Here is a 13,473-nt window from a genome sequence, read left to right as displayed (position 1 = left end):
TCCTGATTTATAAAAGCTCCATCACATTAAATGGCTATTTCTTCAGGATAAACAGCACTTTCAGATAATCTCCTTCAGGGAAGGCTGGATGGACTGCGAAATCCTCCGGCAGGGAGTGTTCCTCGAGTATGCTGTACCTGCCCCCTGTTTCTTTGAATGCCTTTTCGATAAAACCTTTGAACTTTTTCATTGGCACTTTGGCAGCGTTGGTGGACGCGACGATCACACCGCCTTTTTCCGTTACGGCAATGGCCTGTTTCAGAAGGTTTTTATAGTCCTTATCCGCACTGAACGTTTTCTTTTTGGACCGGGCAAAACTCGGAGGATCGAGAATAACCGTATCGAAGGCAAGCTCCTTTTTTTCGGCGTAGTTAAAGTAGTCGAATACGTCCTGAACCACAATATTGTGGGCTTCGTAATCCAGACCGTTTACGGCGAACTGTTCGATGGTTTTTTCGTAGCTTCGGTTGGCAAGGTCCACACTCGTCGTCTCTGAAGCCCCTCCATCAGCTGCAGATACAGAGAATGCGCCTGTATAGGAGAACGTATTCAGCACCGTTCGGCCTTCAGAGTATTTCTCACGAATCGACTGCCTGACGTGCCGCTGATCAAGGAATACCCCCGTCATCGCTCCTTCGTTTAAATACACGGCAAATGAGAGACCGTTTTCCTTTACAAGCAGCGGAAATTCGCCCCGCTCTCCGGTGACAAAGTCATCGTCATCGATGTACTTCCCGCCGGATTTGAACCGCTTTTTTTCGTAGATGCCCTTAAAGGAAGCCACATTCCGGAGCCCTTCAACGACCTCGTCCCTGAACGAATAAATTCCTTCACTGTACCACTGAAGCAGAAGGTAACCGTCGTAATTGTCGATAGTCAGGCCGCCAATGCCGTCACCTTCTCCGTTGAAAAGACGGAACGCTGTGGTATCCGGATTCTCAAACAGGCCCTTTCTTTTCTGAAAAGCCAAATCAAAACGGTTTTGAAAGAAGTGGCTGTCGACAGTCTCATCCTCATCCTGTGTGAGTACCCAGCCGTACCCTTTATTCTGCTTTCCGTAATAACCCCGTCCAATCCAGCCGCCGGCTTCATCACGAAGGGTGAGAACCGTTCCCTCCTCCCCGCTTACCGGGGTGGCCAGAGCTTCTTTAAAAATGAGCGGATAACCCGCTTTAAACTTTCCGGCAAATTTCTGTTTAATTTTGACCTGGATTTCATTCATATGTTGTCAGTCTCCGTTTCTGTTTGTGCTTTTTCCATTGTTCCACGAAAGGGTGCTGATGGCAATCCACTCACCCGACCCTCAGCAAAAGAAGACGCCCGCAGCGGGCGTCTTCCTGCTTTTCATAACAATCGGCCTATACTGTCGTACGTGGATCGGATGCCCGCTCCACCTGACCTGCGTCCCTGTAAATATACTTAAAGAGGAGCGTCTGGCAGATGAGCAGCATCCCGCTTACGGACCAGTAAAGCGGCAGGGCAGCTGCCACATTAAACGAGAACACTGTCATAATAACCGGTGTAATGTAGCCGAGAACCGCCATCTGCTTCTGCTGGTCACCGGGCATATTCGACATGGATACTTTAAACTGAATCACGTACACAGCCCCTGCAATGAACGGCAGGATCATGTCGGTAGTGCCAAGGTTGAACCAGAGAAAGCTGTGCTGGGCAATTTCCGGTGTACGCATAATAGCGTAGTAAAAGCCGATCATGATCGGAAACTGGATCAGCATCGGCAGGCAGCCCATGGACGCAATCGGATTGAAGTTGTGATCTCTGTAGAGCGCCATCATCTGGGTCTGCATCTCTTTGCGGCTTTCCGGATCTTTTTTGTCTTTGAATTTTTCCTTAATTTCATTCATGGCAGGCTGGATATGCTTCATTTTCTCCCGCGTCGTCTGCTGCGCTTTGTACTGTTTCATCATAAGCGGCATGAGCGACAGACGGATCAGAAACGTCATAAACACCAGAGAGAGCCCGTAATTCCCGGCAAACATACCGGCAAAGAATTTAATTAAAAACGAAAACGGCCATACGACGTAATGGTTAAAGACGCCGGTCGTATTCGCGTCGATCGGTTCAGTGGATACCCCGCAGCCTCCGAGAAGAACAGGAAGCAGAAGGGCTGAGAGAATCAGATACGGACGATGGGTGAACACAGATGTTTTTTCCATAGTTATCCTCCTCGCTTTCATTCATCTTTTCCAACGAGAAGGAAAAATAATCCGTATCATCTTCCGGTGCATCTTTTCTTTTCATCATCCGCGTCAGCCAGCTCTGCCGCTCTTCCTTGAATGCCGACGGGCCTTCGGGAAGCTCCCTTCCGGCAGCACCGTCTGTAAGCCTTCTGCCGGCTGTATAGCGGCTGTTCACCACAAGTTCCTGTGACGTTACGTGGAGCACGTGCGCACCTGCAACTGCCACATATACACTGAGCGAAAGAAGAATCGGCACCAGCTCATGATAATGTTCAAAAATCATCCGTGTTCACCTCCCGGGGCCTGTCCTTTGTTATCTCCATCATCTGTTATTCAGGAGGGGAAGTCAAAAGCATGTTTTGCCATAACGTGTCAGGGTCTCGACAGTTTCAGCATTTTTTTCCGGCTTTCCCCTGCTACCGCCGTTTTTTCCGGGAAGAGAATCCTCCACCACCGCCGCGGTTATCCGGCTTTTTCCTGCCGGGGCCTCTGCTTTTGTTACGTGTCCGACTCCGGGAAGGTTCCCGATTGCGTGCGGCACTTTTCTGTTCCGACTGAAGCTGTTCATCGGGGCCGACTTCGCACGGAATTCTTTTCAGCCTGAACCCGATCCCTTTTTCAATCTCTTCAAGGTGCATTCTGTCTTTCGGAGCTGCAAACGTTACCGCCAGCCCGTCTTTACCGGCACGGCCGGTCCTTCCAATCCGATGGACGTAGCTTTCTGTATCGTGGGGGATATCGTAGTTGTAGACATGGGTCACCCCTTCCACATCCAGCCCCCGGGCAGCCACATCGGTTGCCACGAGAAACTGCACTTTCATATCCCGGAACTGTTTCATCACTTTTTCCCGCTTCGCCTGGCTCAGATCCCCGTGAAGCTCGTCCGCATTGTACCCGAACGCCTTCAGTTCATCACTCAGCTTGGCGGTGCGCCGTTTTGTCCGGCAGAAAATGATCGCGAGAAAAGGCTGATGCAGATCAAGCATCTTCCTCAGTGAGGCCTGTTTGCGCCTGTCCGTCGTTTCCACTACGCCCTGTTCGATTTCTTCCACCGTAATGCGCCGGGCATCCACCTTAATGTGCGCCGCTTTATTCATGTACCGTTTTGACAGAGTCCGGATCTCCTTTGGCATCGTTGCAGAGAAAAGCATCATCTGACGGTCCTTCGGCGTTTCCCTGATCACGTCCTCCACTTCGTTTAAAAATCCCATATGGAGCATCTGATCTGCTTCATCGAGTACGAGCATCCGGACACCGGACAGCTCCACCGTCCCTCTTCTCAGGTGGTCCAGAAGACGCCCCGGGGTTGCCACGATCAGGTGTGCACCGTGACCAAGGCGGTGAAGCTGTTTTCCTATATCCTGTCCACCGTAAACTGCCAGTGTTTTCACGTCCCGGGGCTGTACACGGTCTATATCACTTGATATCTGCACTGCAAGCTCTCTTGTCGGTGCAAGGATCAGCGCCTGCACGTCATCTGATGACGTATCTATCTTTTCAAGAATCGGAAGTACGAATGCCAGCGTCTTGCCTGTTCCGGTCTGGGACTGAACAACCGCATTCTCTCCCCTTCCCAGCACCGGAATAACCTGTTCCTGTACCGGGGTTGGTTCTGTAATACCTGATTTCTCCAGACTGATTATGAGCTCTCTGTCCAGATCCAGCTGTGTAAATCCGTTCACACTTTCATCCTCCAATGTACATTCCTGCACGTCTATTTCCTCTTATTTACCTGAAAACGCCCGAGCGCTTTCCGTCCCTGCACGTCTATTACCCTTTTCTTTCCAGCACCTCGATGATCTCCCTTATTTCAGCATGGTCGTCAGGGGTTTTGTCGATATGACTGAAAAGCAGATGTCCTTCTTCATCAAAAATCCACGTTCCTCCCTGAATGTAAACATCCTGCGTTTTCATGGATTCCAGGACGAGTTTTCTTTCCTGCGGATGCCGCGGAAACAGATTTTTCACTTTTCCGGTGGCAACGCCTGCTGCTGCCATACCGAGCAGCTTCCATTTGGCAGGTGTAACGTGGCCCATCTCCCGGAACGCTTTGCGACTGGGATCACCGTACAATGGGAACGGGTAGGGACCGAATGTTTCAGTAAACCGTTTCAGATAGCTGCCTTTGGAAGTGGTTACAGCAATGAGCTGATAACCCTTCTCCTTCATCGTATCTGCGTGCTCACGCAACTGCGCAAGAAATTCCCTGCACAGCGGTCAGCCGGGGTGACGGACAAAAATAAGCACCGTGCGTCTGTTTCTGATTTCATCCCCGAGAATTGTGCGGCCGTCAGCCGTTTCAAGAACGTAATCGAGATCCACAGCGATTCCTCCCTGTCCTGATTTATTCATTCAGTATACCAGCCTTACAGGCGAATTACCCTGATTCATGCTAAAATACGTTATACAGGCAGGAAAAATTTCTGCACAATGCACGAATAAAGGAGACAGACATGAACGGTCAAAACAGAAGCCGGATACATCCAGGCCAGAAAGTCAGGATTGTCCTGAAAAAGGATCAGCGCACAGGAGCATTGACAGAAGGCGTGGTCAAAGATCTGCTTACAAAATCAGCCACTCACCCTCACGGTATAAAAGTCCGTCTTCAGGACGGCCAGGTAGGAAGAGTAAAGGAAATTGTGGAAGACGAAAACGGAGAGGCGTAATGCTTCTCCGTTTTTCTGCGCCTGTTTTAAAACGATTCAGTCCATCAGCTTTCATGCCTCGGCTTTGAGACATAGGGATTACCACGGATCCAGAAACGCCATGGATACTCCCGGGCCTCTCCTGTGTTGGGAATACCGATCCTCGGACCTGCAGCCACCTCACCGTCGTCCACATGTGTCCCCTCACCGATATAGAGCGGCGGTTCGTAGATTACCCCTCCGTAATAGGCCTGTGTAATCCCAAGAGCCTTCGTCAATTTGCCTGGGCCGTTTGTCAGTTCAAATTCAGGCCGCCTGTCCCCGCGGCGCTCCCTGATCAGTTCAATCCCTTCAAGCGGTTCCACAGCTCTGATCAGCACCGCTTCCGGTGCTTCTTCTCCCCCGGATACCACGTTAAGAAGACAGTGCGTGTGCATCACGTATGTATAAATTCTGCCGGGAAGGCCAAACATCACTTCGGTCCGCTTTGTACGCCTGTTCTGATAACTGTGTGCCGCTCTGTCAACAGGGCCCCTGTACGCTTCGGTTTCGGTAATGACCCCCGAGGCTGTGCCTTCGGGAGACATGTGCACGAGCGTTTTCCCGAGCAGGCTGCGTGCAAGTTCGATTGTCGGCTGTTCATAATATTGTGCAGGCAGTGGTTCCGGTAAAGTTCTCATTTCTTTTCCTCCAACTTGAGATTGCATTCCCACAATAATACTTTTCATCATTTTAGCCCCATTATGCCCTCCCAATCAATCTGTCCTGAATGACTTCCTCTGAAAATGGAAAAGTAAGGGTACACCTTTTTGCACCAGGGGGAATTAATCATGGAATCTCTGCAGGATATCGGAACCGTTCTTGGCCGGATTATTACAATTATGCCTCTTCTTCTTATCATTGCCCTGTTTATGGGAAGACGCGCGATCGGTGAAATGCCCGTTTTTGACTTTCTGATCGTCATTACGCTCGGCTCCGTAACTGGTGCCGATATAGCTGACCCGGATATTAGCCATCTTCCTACCGCTGTCGCCATTGCAGGTATCGGTGTGCTGCAGCGGATTACGTCCACCTTGAAACTGCGGAACCGTTACTTTTCCCGCCTGATCACTTTTGAACCTGTCGTCGTGGTGAAAAACGGCCTGTTTCTGAAAAATAATATGAAGCAGATCCGATACTCGGTCGATAATATTCTGCACATGATGCGGGAACAGGGTATTTTTGATCCCGGCGAGGTGGATACAGCAGTGATTGAAGGAAACGGGGCACTTAGTGTTCTTAAAAAAGACAGTAAGCTGTCCCCCTCCCTCGAAGACCTCAGCCTGCCTAAAGTCTCTCCCAGCCTATCCTACCCGGTCATCGTAGAAGGCCAGGTGTACACAAATGTTCTGGACCGGACGGGATTTACGGAAGAATGGCTCCAGGATCAGCTGACAGTTCTCGGCATCCCATCACCTGAGCAGGTATTTTTTGCCTGTATGAACCATAAAGGGGAACTTCATGTATCCCGTCATACGGAAGGTCCCGAAGAAATGCCGGGCCTGTTTCACTGATTCTAAATTTTTTTACATTTTTACAGAAATACGCTCTTCTCAACAGCGCCAGTCATGTAAGCGCTGTCTTTATTTCCGGCAATTTAAAATGTTCAGAATAATCCTATTTCAGCTGTTGACCTTCTATCGTGACCGCTGTAATATAATCCTCATAACTTTTAACAAAAAAGACGCCGACCCGTTGGGGGACAAGGGATTCAAAGCCACATAATACCATTGTGCCCTTTTGTTTCACCCTTCGGTTTTATCCAATTACAGCGTCTCACTACTAAAGGAAGGAGTGGTTATGCATGAACAGTCAGTGGATTTTTCTCAGCGGTAAATTCGTCAAGAAGGAAGAGGCAGTTGTTTCCGTTTACGATCATGGATTTCTATATGGCGACGGGGTGTTTGAAGGACTGAGAGTTTACAGCGGAAACGTCTTTAAACTCGATGAACACCTGGACCGTCTTTATGATTCTGCCAAGTCAATTATGCTCGATGTTCCGTATACAAAGGAGGAAATGACTGCAATTATTACGGGCACCGTGCAGAAAAACAAACTGGACAGTGCCTATATCCGCGTCGTTGTATCACGCGGTGCCGGCAACCTGGGACTCGACCCTGCTGCCTGTTCACAGCCGCGGGTAGTAGTGATCGCTGAAAAACTGAGCATGTTTCCGGAGTCACTATATGAAAAAGGACTCAAGCTCGGATCGGTTGCAAGCAGGAGAAACCGGCCGGATGTGCTCAGCCCTCAGGTTAAATCCCTTAATTATCTGAACAACATTCTGGTTAAGATCGAAGCCAATCAGGCCGGGGTGGACGAAGCCCTGATGCTGAACGATCAGGGGTACGTTACGGAAGGTTCTGCAGACAACATCTTTATTGTGAAGAACGGAACAATCTACACCCCTCCCGTACACCTCGGTGCCCTTGAAGGCATCACCCGCAATACCATTATCGAACTGGCCGAGGAAGCAGGCTATGAATTGAAAGAGCAGGCTTTCACCAGGCATGATGTATTTACGGCAGATGAAGTGTTTCTTACGGGAACGGCCGTAGAGGTAATTGCAGCCGTGGATGTTGACGGACGCAAAGTTGCCGACGGACGTCCGGGAAAAGTAACCCGTCATCTGCGCAGCCTGTTCAGAGAGCGTGTTACAACCGACGGTGTTCAGTGTTATCCGGATGTCACACCCAGCAGTACAGTGGCCAGCGTGGGGTAGCACTGTGACGGGAGGTTCATCATGGTAACATTTCTTCTCTCAATCGCTTTTCTCGTAGTCGGTTATATGATCTACTCTAAAGTAGTGGAACGGATCTTCGGGATTAACGATGCCAATCCGACCCCGGCGTATAAGAGCCGTGACGATATGGATTACGTGCCAATGCCATGGTGGAAAGGCAGTCTGATTCAGCTTCTCAACATTGCCGGTCTCGGGCCGATTTTCGGTGCCATACTCGGTGCCTTCTACGGCCCGGTCGCATTTATCTGGATCGTCGTCGGCTGTCTTTTTGCCGGTGCAGTCCACGACTACTTTTCCGGAATGCTCTCTCTTCGCCATAACGGTGAACAGTATCCGACGATTGTGGGTCGCTACCTGGGGAAATCGGTCAGGTTTTTTATTCATATCGTATCGATTCTCCTGATGATTCTTGTGGCAGCCGCTTTTACCGCGGGACCTGCCCAGTTGATTGCGGAGATAACACCGATCAGCTTTATGTTCGCTCTCGGACTCATTTTTACCTATTTCCTGATGGCAGCCATCCTGCCTGTTAACAAGATCATCGGAAAAGTATACCCGGTGTTTGGCGCAATTCTGATCTTTATGGCCGTGGCTGTATGCGGGGCTCTCCTCTTTTCCGGTCATCAGATTCCCAATGTGACGGCCAGTAACCTGCATCCGGACAACCTGCCGCTCTGGCCGCTTATGATGGTGACCATTTCCTGCGGGGCGATCTCCGGATTTCATGCGACACAGAGCCCAATTATTGCCCGGACAATAAAGAAAGAGTCTGAAGGACGGAAAGTCTTTTACGGAGCCATGGTTGCCGAGGGAATCATTGCCCTGATCTGGGCAGCCGCCGCCATGACTTTCTTCGGCGGTACCGGAGGGCTTGCAGCAGCGCACGCAGCAGCCGGACCTGCAGGCGTGGTAAACGAAATTTCCACTTCCCTGCTTGGTACACTTGGCGGAATCCTTGCCATCCTTGGTGTCATCATTCTGCCGATCACCACCGGGGACACAGCATTACGTTCTTCAAGAATGATGCTCACCGAGCTGATTGGAAAAGGTTTCTCAGGAATGAAAGGCAAAAAAGCGGTTCTCTTTGCCACTATTCCGGTAACGCTGCCGGCCATGTTTCTCTCCACCATCGATTACACGTTTCTCTGGCGGTATGTGGGCTGGACAAACCAGGTTGTAGCTACAGTGATGCTCTGGACAGCCACCATGTATCTGCTGAAACACTTTAAATTTCACTGGATCGCCGGTGTTCCCGCCATGTTCATGACTGCAGTCGTCTGTACCTATATCTTCTATGCACCTGAAGGTTTCGGCATGGCATACGAGCCGTCTCTTGCAATCGGCCTTTCACTGACCAGCGTTGTTCTCGCCTGGTATATCCGCCAGATCTTCACGCACAAAAAGGAAAAACATGCAGAATCCGTATCGTCATCGATTGCATCATAGGTTTACAGCGAAGGAGCAGGCGGGATTGTCCCGTCCTGCTCCTTCTTTTCTTTAGTGCACGTTGCTATAAAAAAAGCTTCAGGGATCAAGGTCCCTGAAGCTTTTAACGGTTCATTTTATCAAGAAATCCTCCGAGCAGGTCGTCTACACTTTCTTCCTTGTGGGATTCCTCTTCTTCTTCGACCGGCTTTGCACCGCTCCAGTCAAAGTTATCGAGCTGATCATCAAAGGAAGTATCATCCAGACGCTCGTCACCGTCCTCCCGATCACTTTCCTTCACGGCAGCCTGTTCAGTACGCCCGTCGGTCTCCATGGAGTTCTGTTCCTGAAGATACAGCGCTTCTTCAATATCGATGGAGCCGCTGTTCAGTGACGCAAGTACTGATGTGGCCCGGACAGGGTCTGCCAGCAGCTGATAGACGATGTTTCCCAGAAGAGCCTCTGAATGGGCATGCCTGATCCAGTTCCGCTGCTCTTTACTCAGCTGTTTCGGCAGTGGAATCGTCAGTGTCTCCCTTTCTTTCTGAAGGGACTGACTGACTCCTTCCAGAGCATACTGGGCGATTCTGCTGGAAAAATTCCTTTTCTCCTGTTCCTTTAACTGCTGCAGCTCCCTAATGAGATGATCAGGTGTATCGGACGGCAGACGGAACGTGATCGCCTGCCCCCGCTGAATCCCATTGTTCCCCTTTTTCATCATGGAATCACCCGATTAGTTTTTTACAGCTTTTTTGTCTGTCTCTTTCTTTTTCTTATCCTCTGCCGCCTGCTGTTTACGGACATTGTCTGAAACGAGCTTGTAGTAGGCATTTGCCATCATCCAGATACTTTCTTTTTCATCTTCAAAGAAATCAATGTTGTAGCCGTCCAGGTTGTTATTCAGCGTCTTAATGTAGTCTTTGAGAACCATGGCGCCGCCCCCTACAAAGTAGCAGATCTCTGTCTGGGAGTTTTTCGCCCATACATTACGAAGGTGACGGTACTGCTTCTTCGCGAGTTCGAGAAGAATACGGTCTGTAATGTCGTGCACGCTCGTCCGGCTTCCTTTAACCATAATGTGGTTTCGGTCATTCTTCTTCGTCAGAATGTCCACCACATCTCTCCGGCTGTCCAGCTCAACACCATGCTTGGAGCGGATTTCCTCACGAATCTGCTCAAGAGACTCGGACACTCCGATATTAAAGCCCTGTGCCTTGTCATCATCCACATTACGGTTACGGATGACCGCAATATCCGTTGACAGTCCACCGATATCCTGAATCAGGATCTGTTTATCGATTAGATCTCTGTTAATAATGTTCAGGTCTTTGTCCATCACAAGGTTAATGTAGGCTGCGAACCCTTCAGGATACACTTTTACTTCATCAAACTTGATATTTACTTTTTTGCCCTGGTACTTCGGTGTAACAAGAAACTCCACCTGATGCACAGAGGAGAGGAGCTGGGAACGGTACCCTACGTCCTTGCCTTCCTTTACTTCTCTAAGCGGCAGGCCTGTTCCAAGCGTGTAGTTTGCTTCTGTCACCTGATTATTTGTTTTAAAGAGACCGGCGTTCTCATCATTCACAGCATCAAGGGCAAGTGCCGCAAACAGCATAACGAGCGTCTGATCTTCCTCTGATTTACTGCTTCCCGGGTCCAGTTCTGTTGCATTGTCCGCTTTCGTTGCAAGGTTACCGACACGGTAAATGACGTTATTCTCGGACAGGGCAGGGGAGTGGACTCGGATATGAATGCCATCCAGCGGATCCTTTTCATTAAGCTCCTCAATTCCGATTACAGGGCGGTCTTCAATATCCCGTGCGATGACGTTTGGTATGTAGTATTCTGCATCTGATTTTCCGAATAGTGCTTTCAGGGAGTCATTACCTACATCAACAGCAGCAATTCTTGATTTTGTCATTTAAATGTTCATCCTTCCTTTTCATAGGTTAAGAGAAAAATAGTAACTTGTACCATTTTCTAAAGCATAATCCAGGAGTGGTTAACGGTCAATGAGACAATAGTTGTATTCATTTTTGTAAACTTGTGTACATTCTTGTATACATGTTTACAAATGTGTACACAAGTTGATATGCCGCTATGTATACGGTTTTGTGTACTTGTACACGACTTTGTACACAAAAAGTATACGAAATGTTTACATGTATACATAAATGTATACATTTAGATTTTTCCATAACCTGGTGTAACTGTCTGTGGAAGCGTACAGAAAAAAAGAGCCGCCAAACGGGCCGCTCACAGGGGGAAATCAATATTATTTCTGGCAATCAGGACAAAAATAGAGTCTCCTGCCGGCCACAATTGTTTTCTTAATTGAAGATCCGCAGATCCGGATGGCTGTCCGCCTCTGCCAAAGGCCCAGTGACGGTACTGATGGCGTGTATGACCTTTTTCCTTAAGAGATTCGACAATGTCATCTGCCGTCGTAATTCCGCCTGTTTCATAAGACTGCACTAAAAGATCAATTATGGCGCGTGATGCAGTGTGCAACTGCACGTCTGTGCAGTCGACAGGACGAAATGAAGGAGGAATTCGTGCGACAAAAAGAATTTCGCTTCGAAGATAATTGCCAATTCCTGCGACAAACCCCTGATCCAGCAGGAGACCGGCCCATTTCCTCCGAATGAATCTTTTGTCTGTAAACCGGGCAAAAAGCATCTCCGGCGTTACGTGTTCACTCAGTATATCCGGCCCGACTTTCTGTATATAGGGATGAGCAGCAACCTCCTCATCCCTCAGTACCTCAATATCCGAGGCACTGTAGAGAAGAGCTGACTTTTTTTCATTATGAAGAGCGAGTCTGAGCTGACGATTCGTCTTCGGGTAGTTGTAAACGTTGCGAATCATCCACTTGCCATACAGCTGATTATGCGAATAGATGGTATAACCGTTATCCAGACGTGTGAGCATCGCCTTTCCCTTTGTATCCACTCTAAGTACGCTGGTCCCTTTAAGCACATCCTCATATCCCTTCAGCTGCTCAAAGGCAAAATAAACATCCATCAGAGGTGAAGAAGTAATTGCTATTTCAACTTTATCCGCTGCAATTCTGATTTCCGGTCCTTCGGGCATCATTTCCCCTCCCCTGCCTGGTTACCACGCTCGTATTAAAGTATCTTTTTCCGTATCCCCCTTAAATAAAACACTCCGCAATATCCAGCGCTGATATAAATCAGCATGGCGGTCTATTATAAGGTGTTTGTCAGAATCGGTTTAACAATCCGGATTGGCAAAGAGACAGCAGAAAGGCTCGCTTCAGAAGGAACGACCATATATACTACCGGTTCAAAAGAGGAAATAGACGGGCAAACATCAGAGGATCCGGCAGTTGGATAGCCCGAGGGCATTAGAATTAACTATATTTTCCCAAGCCAAGAAGAACGCAGCTGGCAATCAAAGTCCATGCGGGTAAAAGACACGTTATAAGCAGGCAAAACAGCATCCCCGCGGAGAGTAAGGAAGGCTTTGCGAGATTGAAACAGTGCTCTTTCACGCAGCGGAGGATGCTCGTTTATTCATAACAGTGAACTAATCACTGGAGGTGTTTTCCCGCTAAATTATAGTCTATTATCCACAATAGTACTTTTCAGGCCGGAACGAGCGCGGTTATCCACATGTTAATAAAGTTTCCTGAACGGCCAGAAACGGACTTTCTGTGGATAAGCCTTGTGGAGGACCGGTTTTTCTGCCGGTAATGTGATACTGTGGGCATCTCCCAGAGTGTTCGCCGTAAAAGAAGCTTCCGCCTCAGTGAGCCTCCAGGCAGCATGATCAATTTCACCGGCAAGAAGCGATTCTTTACGTCTGGTAAACAGCCGGTAGCGTTCGGTGAGCCAGTAGACAAATGTACCTTCTTCAGGCTCAAATGAATCCGCTCCGGGGATTGCTCTGTAGCTGGCGCGGAGAAAAGCCGGTTTTCCCCTGCGATCAGTCCGGTTACTTTCAAAATGAACCCACTCATCTTCTCTCTGTGCAGACATACGCGCTTTAAAATAGGGAAGATGGAAAAGAGAGCGTGCTCCCTCAACTGCAGGGCGGCTGTCCGCATCAAGGCTGATAAAATATACGCCGGGCATTCCCCGGTATTTTACATACGTCCTCAAGTTAAGCTCAAGAAGTGTACTCAAAAAGGGCACCGGCGGCAGAAAGCGCGCCCTTGTACCGGACATGCGGAACGGAACAACACCAACCCAGGCTTCCCCGTTCCATGTATCCAGCTCCAGCTCGTCCGGGAGGTGCTTTTCCAGTTCTGCAGCAGAGACTCTCCAGTGGGCAAACATAAGATCCGTCCAGTTCTGTGTCATGATCCATGGTCCCCCCGGAGCGGGATCCGGTCTGTTTGAACTGTTTTTGTTACTGTTGTACACCTGCTTTCACCTCCTGTGCATGTAAAAAA

15 protein-coding genes are annotated in these 13,473 nt (G+C 49.1%); 4 read left to right on the top strand and 11 right to left on the bottom strand.

Annotated features, from left to right (window positions below):
* Nucleotides 1-34: 34 nt before the first annotated feature.
* From FGB90_RS07550 to FGB90_RS20100, 6 genes are all read right to left on the bottom strand, one after another.
* Nucleotides 35-1,222: a class I SAM-dependent rRNA methyltransferase gene (locus FGB90_RS07550; RefSeq protein WP_138810223.1), complete on the bottom strand. Its 1,188-nt coding sequence runs from the start codon at nucleotides 1,220-1,222 to the stop codon at nucleotides 35-37.
* A 136-nt stretch (nucleotides 1,223-1,358) separates the two neighbouring features.
* Nucleotides 1,359-2,177, bottom strand: a complete 819-nt coding sequence (yidC, locus tag FGB90_RS07545; protein WP_138810222.1) for a membrane protein insertase YidC — start codon at nucleotides 2,175-2,177, stop codon at nucleotides 1,359-1,361.
* Complete coding sequence (locus tag FGB90_RS07540) at nucleotides 2,083-2,484, bottom strand: hypothetical protein (RefSeq protein WP_138810221.1); 402 nt, start codon at nucleotides 2,482-2,484, stop codon at nucleotides 2,083-2,085. Before FGB90_RS07540 ends, yidC begins: the two co-directional genes overlap by 95 nt.
* A 133-nt stretch (nucleotides 2,485-2,617) precedes the next feature.
* Entirely contained in the window at nucleotides 2,618-3,883 is a 1,266-nt protein-coding gene (locus tag FGB90_RS07535; protein WP_138810220.1) for a DEAD/DEAH box helicase, read from the bottom strand.
* Between the two features lie 88 nt (nucleotides 3,884-3,971).
* Nucleotides 3,972-4,415 (bottom strand): AhpC/TSA family protein, encoded by a 444-nt coding sequence (locus FGB90_RS07530; RefSeq protein WP_281280035.1) that lies wholly within the window; start codon nucleotides 4,413-4,415, stop codon nucleotides 3,972-3,974.
* A gap of 3 nt (nucleotides 4,416-4,418) precedes the next feature.
* Nucleotides 4,419-4,553, bottom strand: coding sequence for a thioredoxin domain-containing protein (locus FGB90_RS20100; protein WP_281280029.1), 135 nt, complete (start codon nucleotides 4,551-4,553; stop codon nucleotides 4,419-4,421).
* Between the two features lie 101 nt (nucleotides 4,554-4,654).
* Between FGB90_RS20100 and FGB90_RS07525 the strand changes: the two genes are divergently transcribed.
* On the top strand, nucleotides 4,655-4,867 hold the full coding sequence (locus FGB90_RS07525) for a YwbE family protein (RefSeq protein ID WP_138810218.1): 213 nt from the start codon (nucleotides 4,655-4,657) through the stop codon (nucleotides 4,865-4,867).
* Nucleotides 4,868-4,911: 44 nt separating this feature from the next.
* Here the strand turns inward: FGB90_RS07525 and FGB90_RS07520 are convergent, their stop codons facing one another.
* A complete protein-coding gene (locus tag FGB90_RS07520; RefSeq protein WP_138810217.1) occupies nucleotides 4,912-5,526 on the bottom strand; it encodes a DNA-3-methyladenine glycosylase in 615 nt (204 codons plus the stop codon).
* A 150-nt stretch (nucleotides 5,527-5,676) separates the two neighbouring features.
* Between FGB90_RS07520 and FGB90_RS07515 the strand changes: the two genes are divergently transcribed.
* The 3 genes from FGB90_RS07515 to FGB90_RS07505 all read left to right on the top strand — a co-directional run bounded on the left by FGB90_RS07515 (nucleotide 5,677) and on the right by FGB90_RS07505 (nucleotide 9,074).
* Nucleotides 5,677-6,399: a DUF421 domain-containing protein gene (locus tag FGB90_RS07515; protein WP_138810216.1), complete on the top strand. Its 723-nt coding sequence runs from the start codon at nucleotides 5,677-5,679 to the stop codon at nucleotides 6,397-6,399.
* A 290-nt stretch (nucleotides 6,400-6,689) separates the two neighbouring features.
* A complete protein-coding gene (gene ilvE / locus FGB90_RS07510) occupies nucleotides 6,690-7,607 on the top strand; it encodes a branched-chain-amino-acid transaminase (RefSeq protein WP_138810215.1) in 918 nt (305 codons plus the stop codon).
* Between the two features lie 21 nt (nucleotides 7,608-7,628).
* Nucleotides 7,629-9,074, top strand: coding sequence for a carbon starvation CstA family protein (locus FGB90_RS07505; protein WP_138810214.1), 1,446 nt, complete (start codon nucleotides 7,629-7,631; stop codon nucleotides 9,072-9,074).
* A 103-nt stretch (nucleotides 9,075-9,177) separates the two neighbouring features.
* Here FGB90_RS07505 and FGB90_RS07500 read toward each other — a convergent pair whose 3' ends face one another.
* The 4 genes from FGB90_RS07500 to FGB90_RS07485 form a co-directional block, all read right to left on the bottom strand.
* Nucleotides 9,178-9,774, bottom strand: a complete 597-nt coding sequence (locus FGB90_RS07500) for a hypothetical protein (RefSeq protein ID WP_138810213.1) — start codon at nucleotides 9,772-9,774, stop codon at nucleotides 9,178-9,180.
* Nucleotides 9,775-9,786: 12 nt separating this feature from the next.
* Nucleotides 9,787-10,977 carry a ParM/StbA family protein gene (locus tag FGB90_RS07495; protein ID WP_138810212.1) on the bottom strand — a complete coding sequence of 397 codons (1,191 nt, stop codon included), beginning with the start codon at nucleotides 10,975-10,977 and terminating at the stop codon, nucleotides 9,787-9,789.
* A 335-nt stretch (nucleotides 10,978-11,312) separates the two neighbouring features.
* Nucleotides 11,313-12,152, bottom strand: a complete 840-nt coding sequence (gene nei / locus FGB90_RS07490; RefSeq protein WP_438502685.1) for an endonuclease VIII — start codon at nucleotides 12,150-12,152, stop codon at nucleotides 11,313-11,315.
* Between the two features lie 542 nt (nucleotides 12,153-12,694).
* Entirely contained in the window at nucleotides 12,695-13,381 is a 687-nt protein-coding gene (locus FGB90_RS07485; protein WP_138810211.1) for a YqjF family protein, read from the bottom strand.
* Nucleotides 13,382-13,473 lie beyond the last annotated feature (92 nt).

The sequence above is a fragment of the Alteribacter natronophilus genome (assembly GCF_006007885.1).
GTDB classification, from domain to species: Bacteria; Bacillota; Bacilli; order Bacillales; family Salisediminibacteriaceae; genus Alteribacter; species Alteribacter natronophilus.
This window is presented reverse-complemented; position numbering and strand designations above follow the sequence as displayed.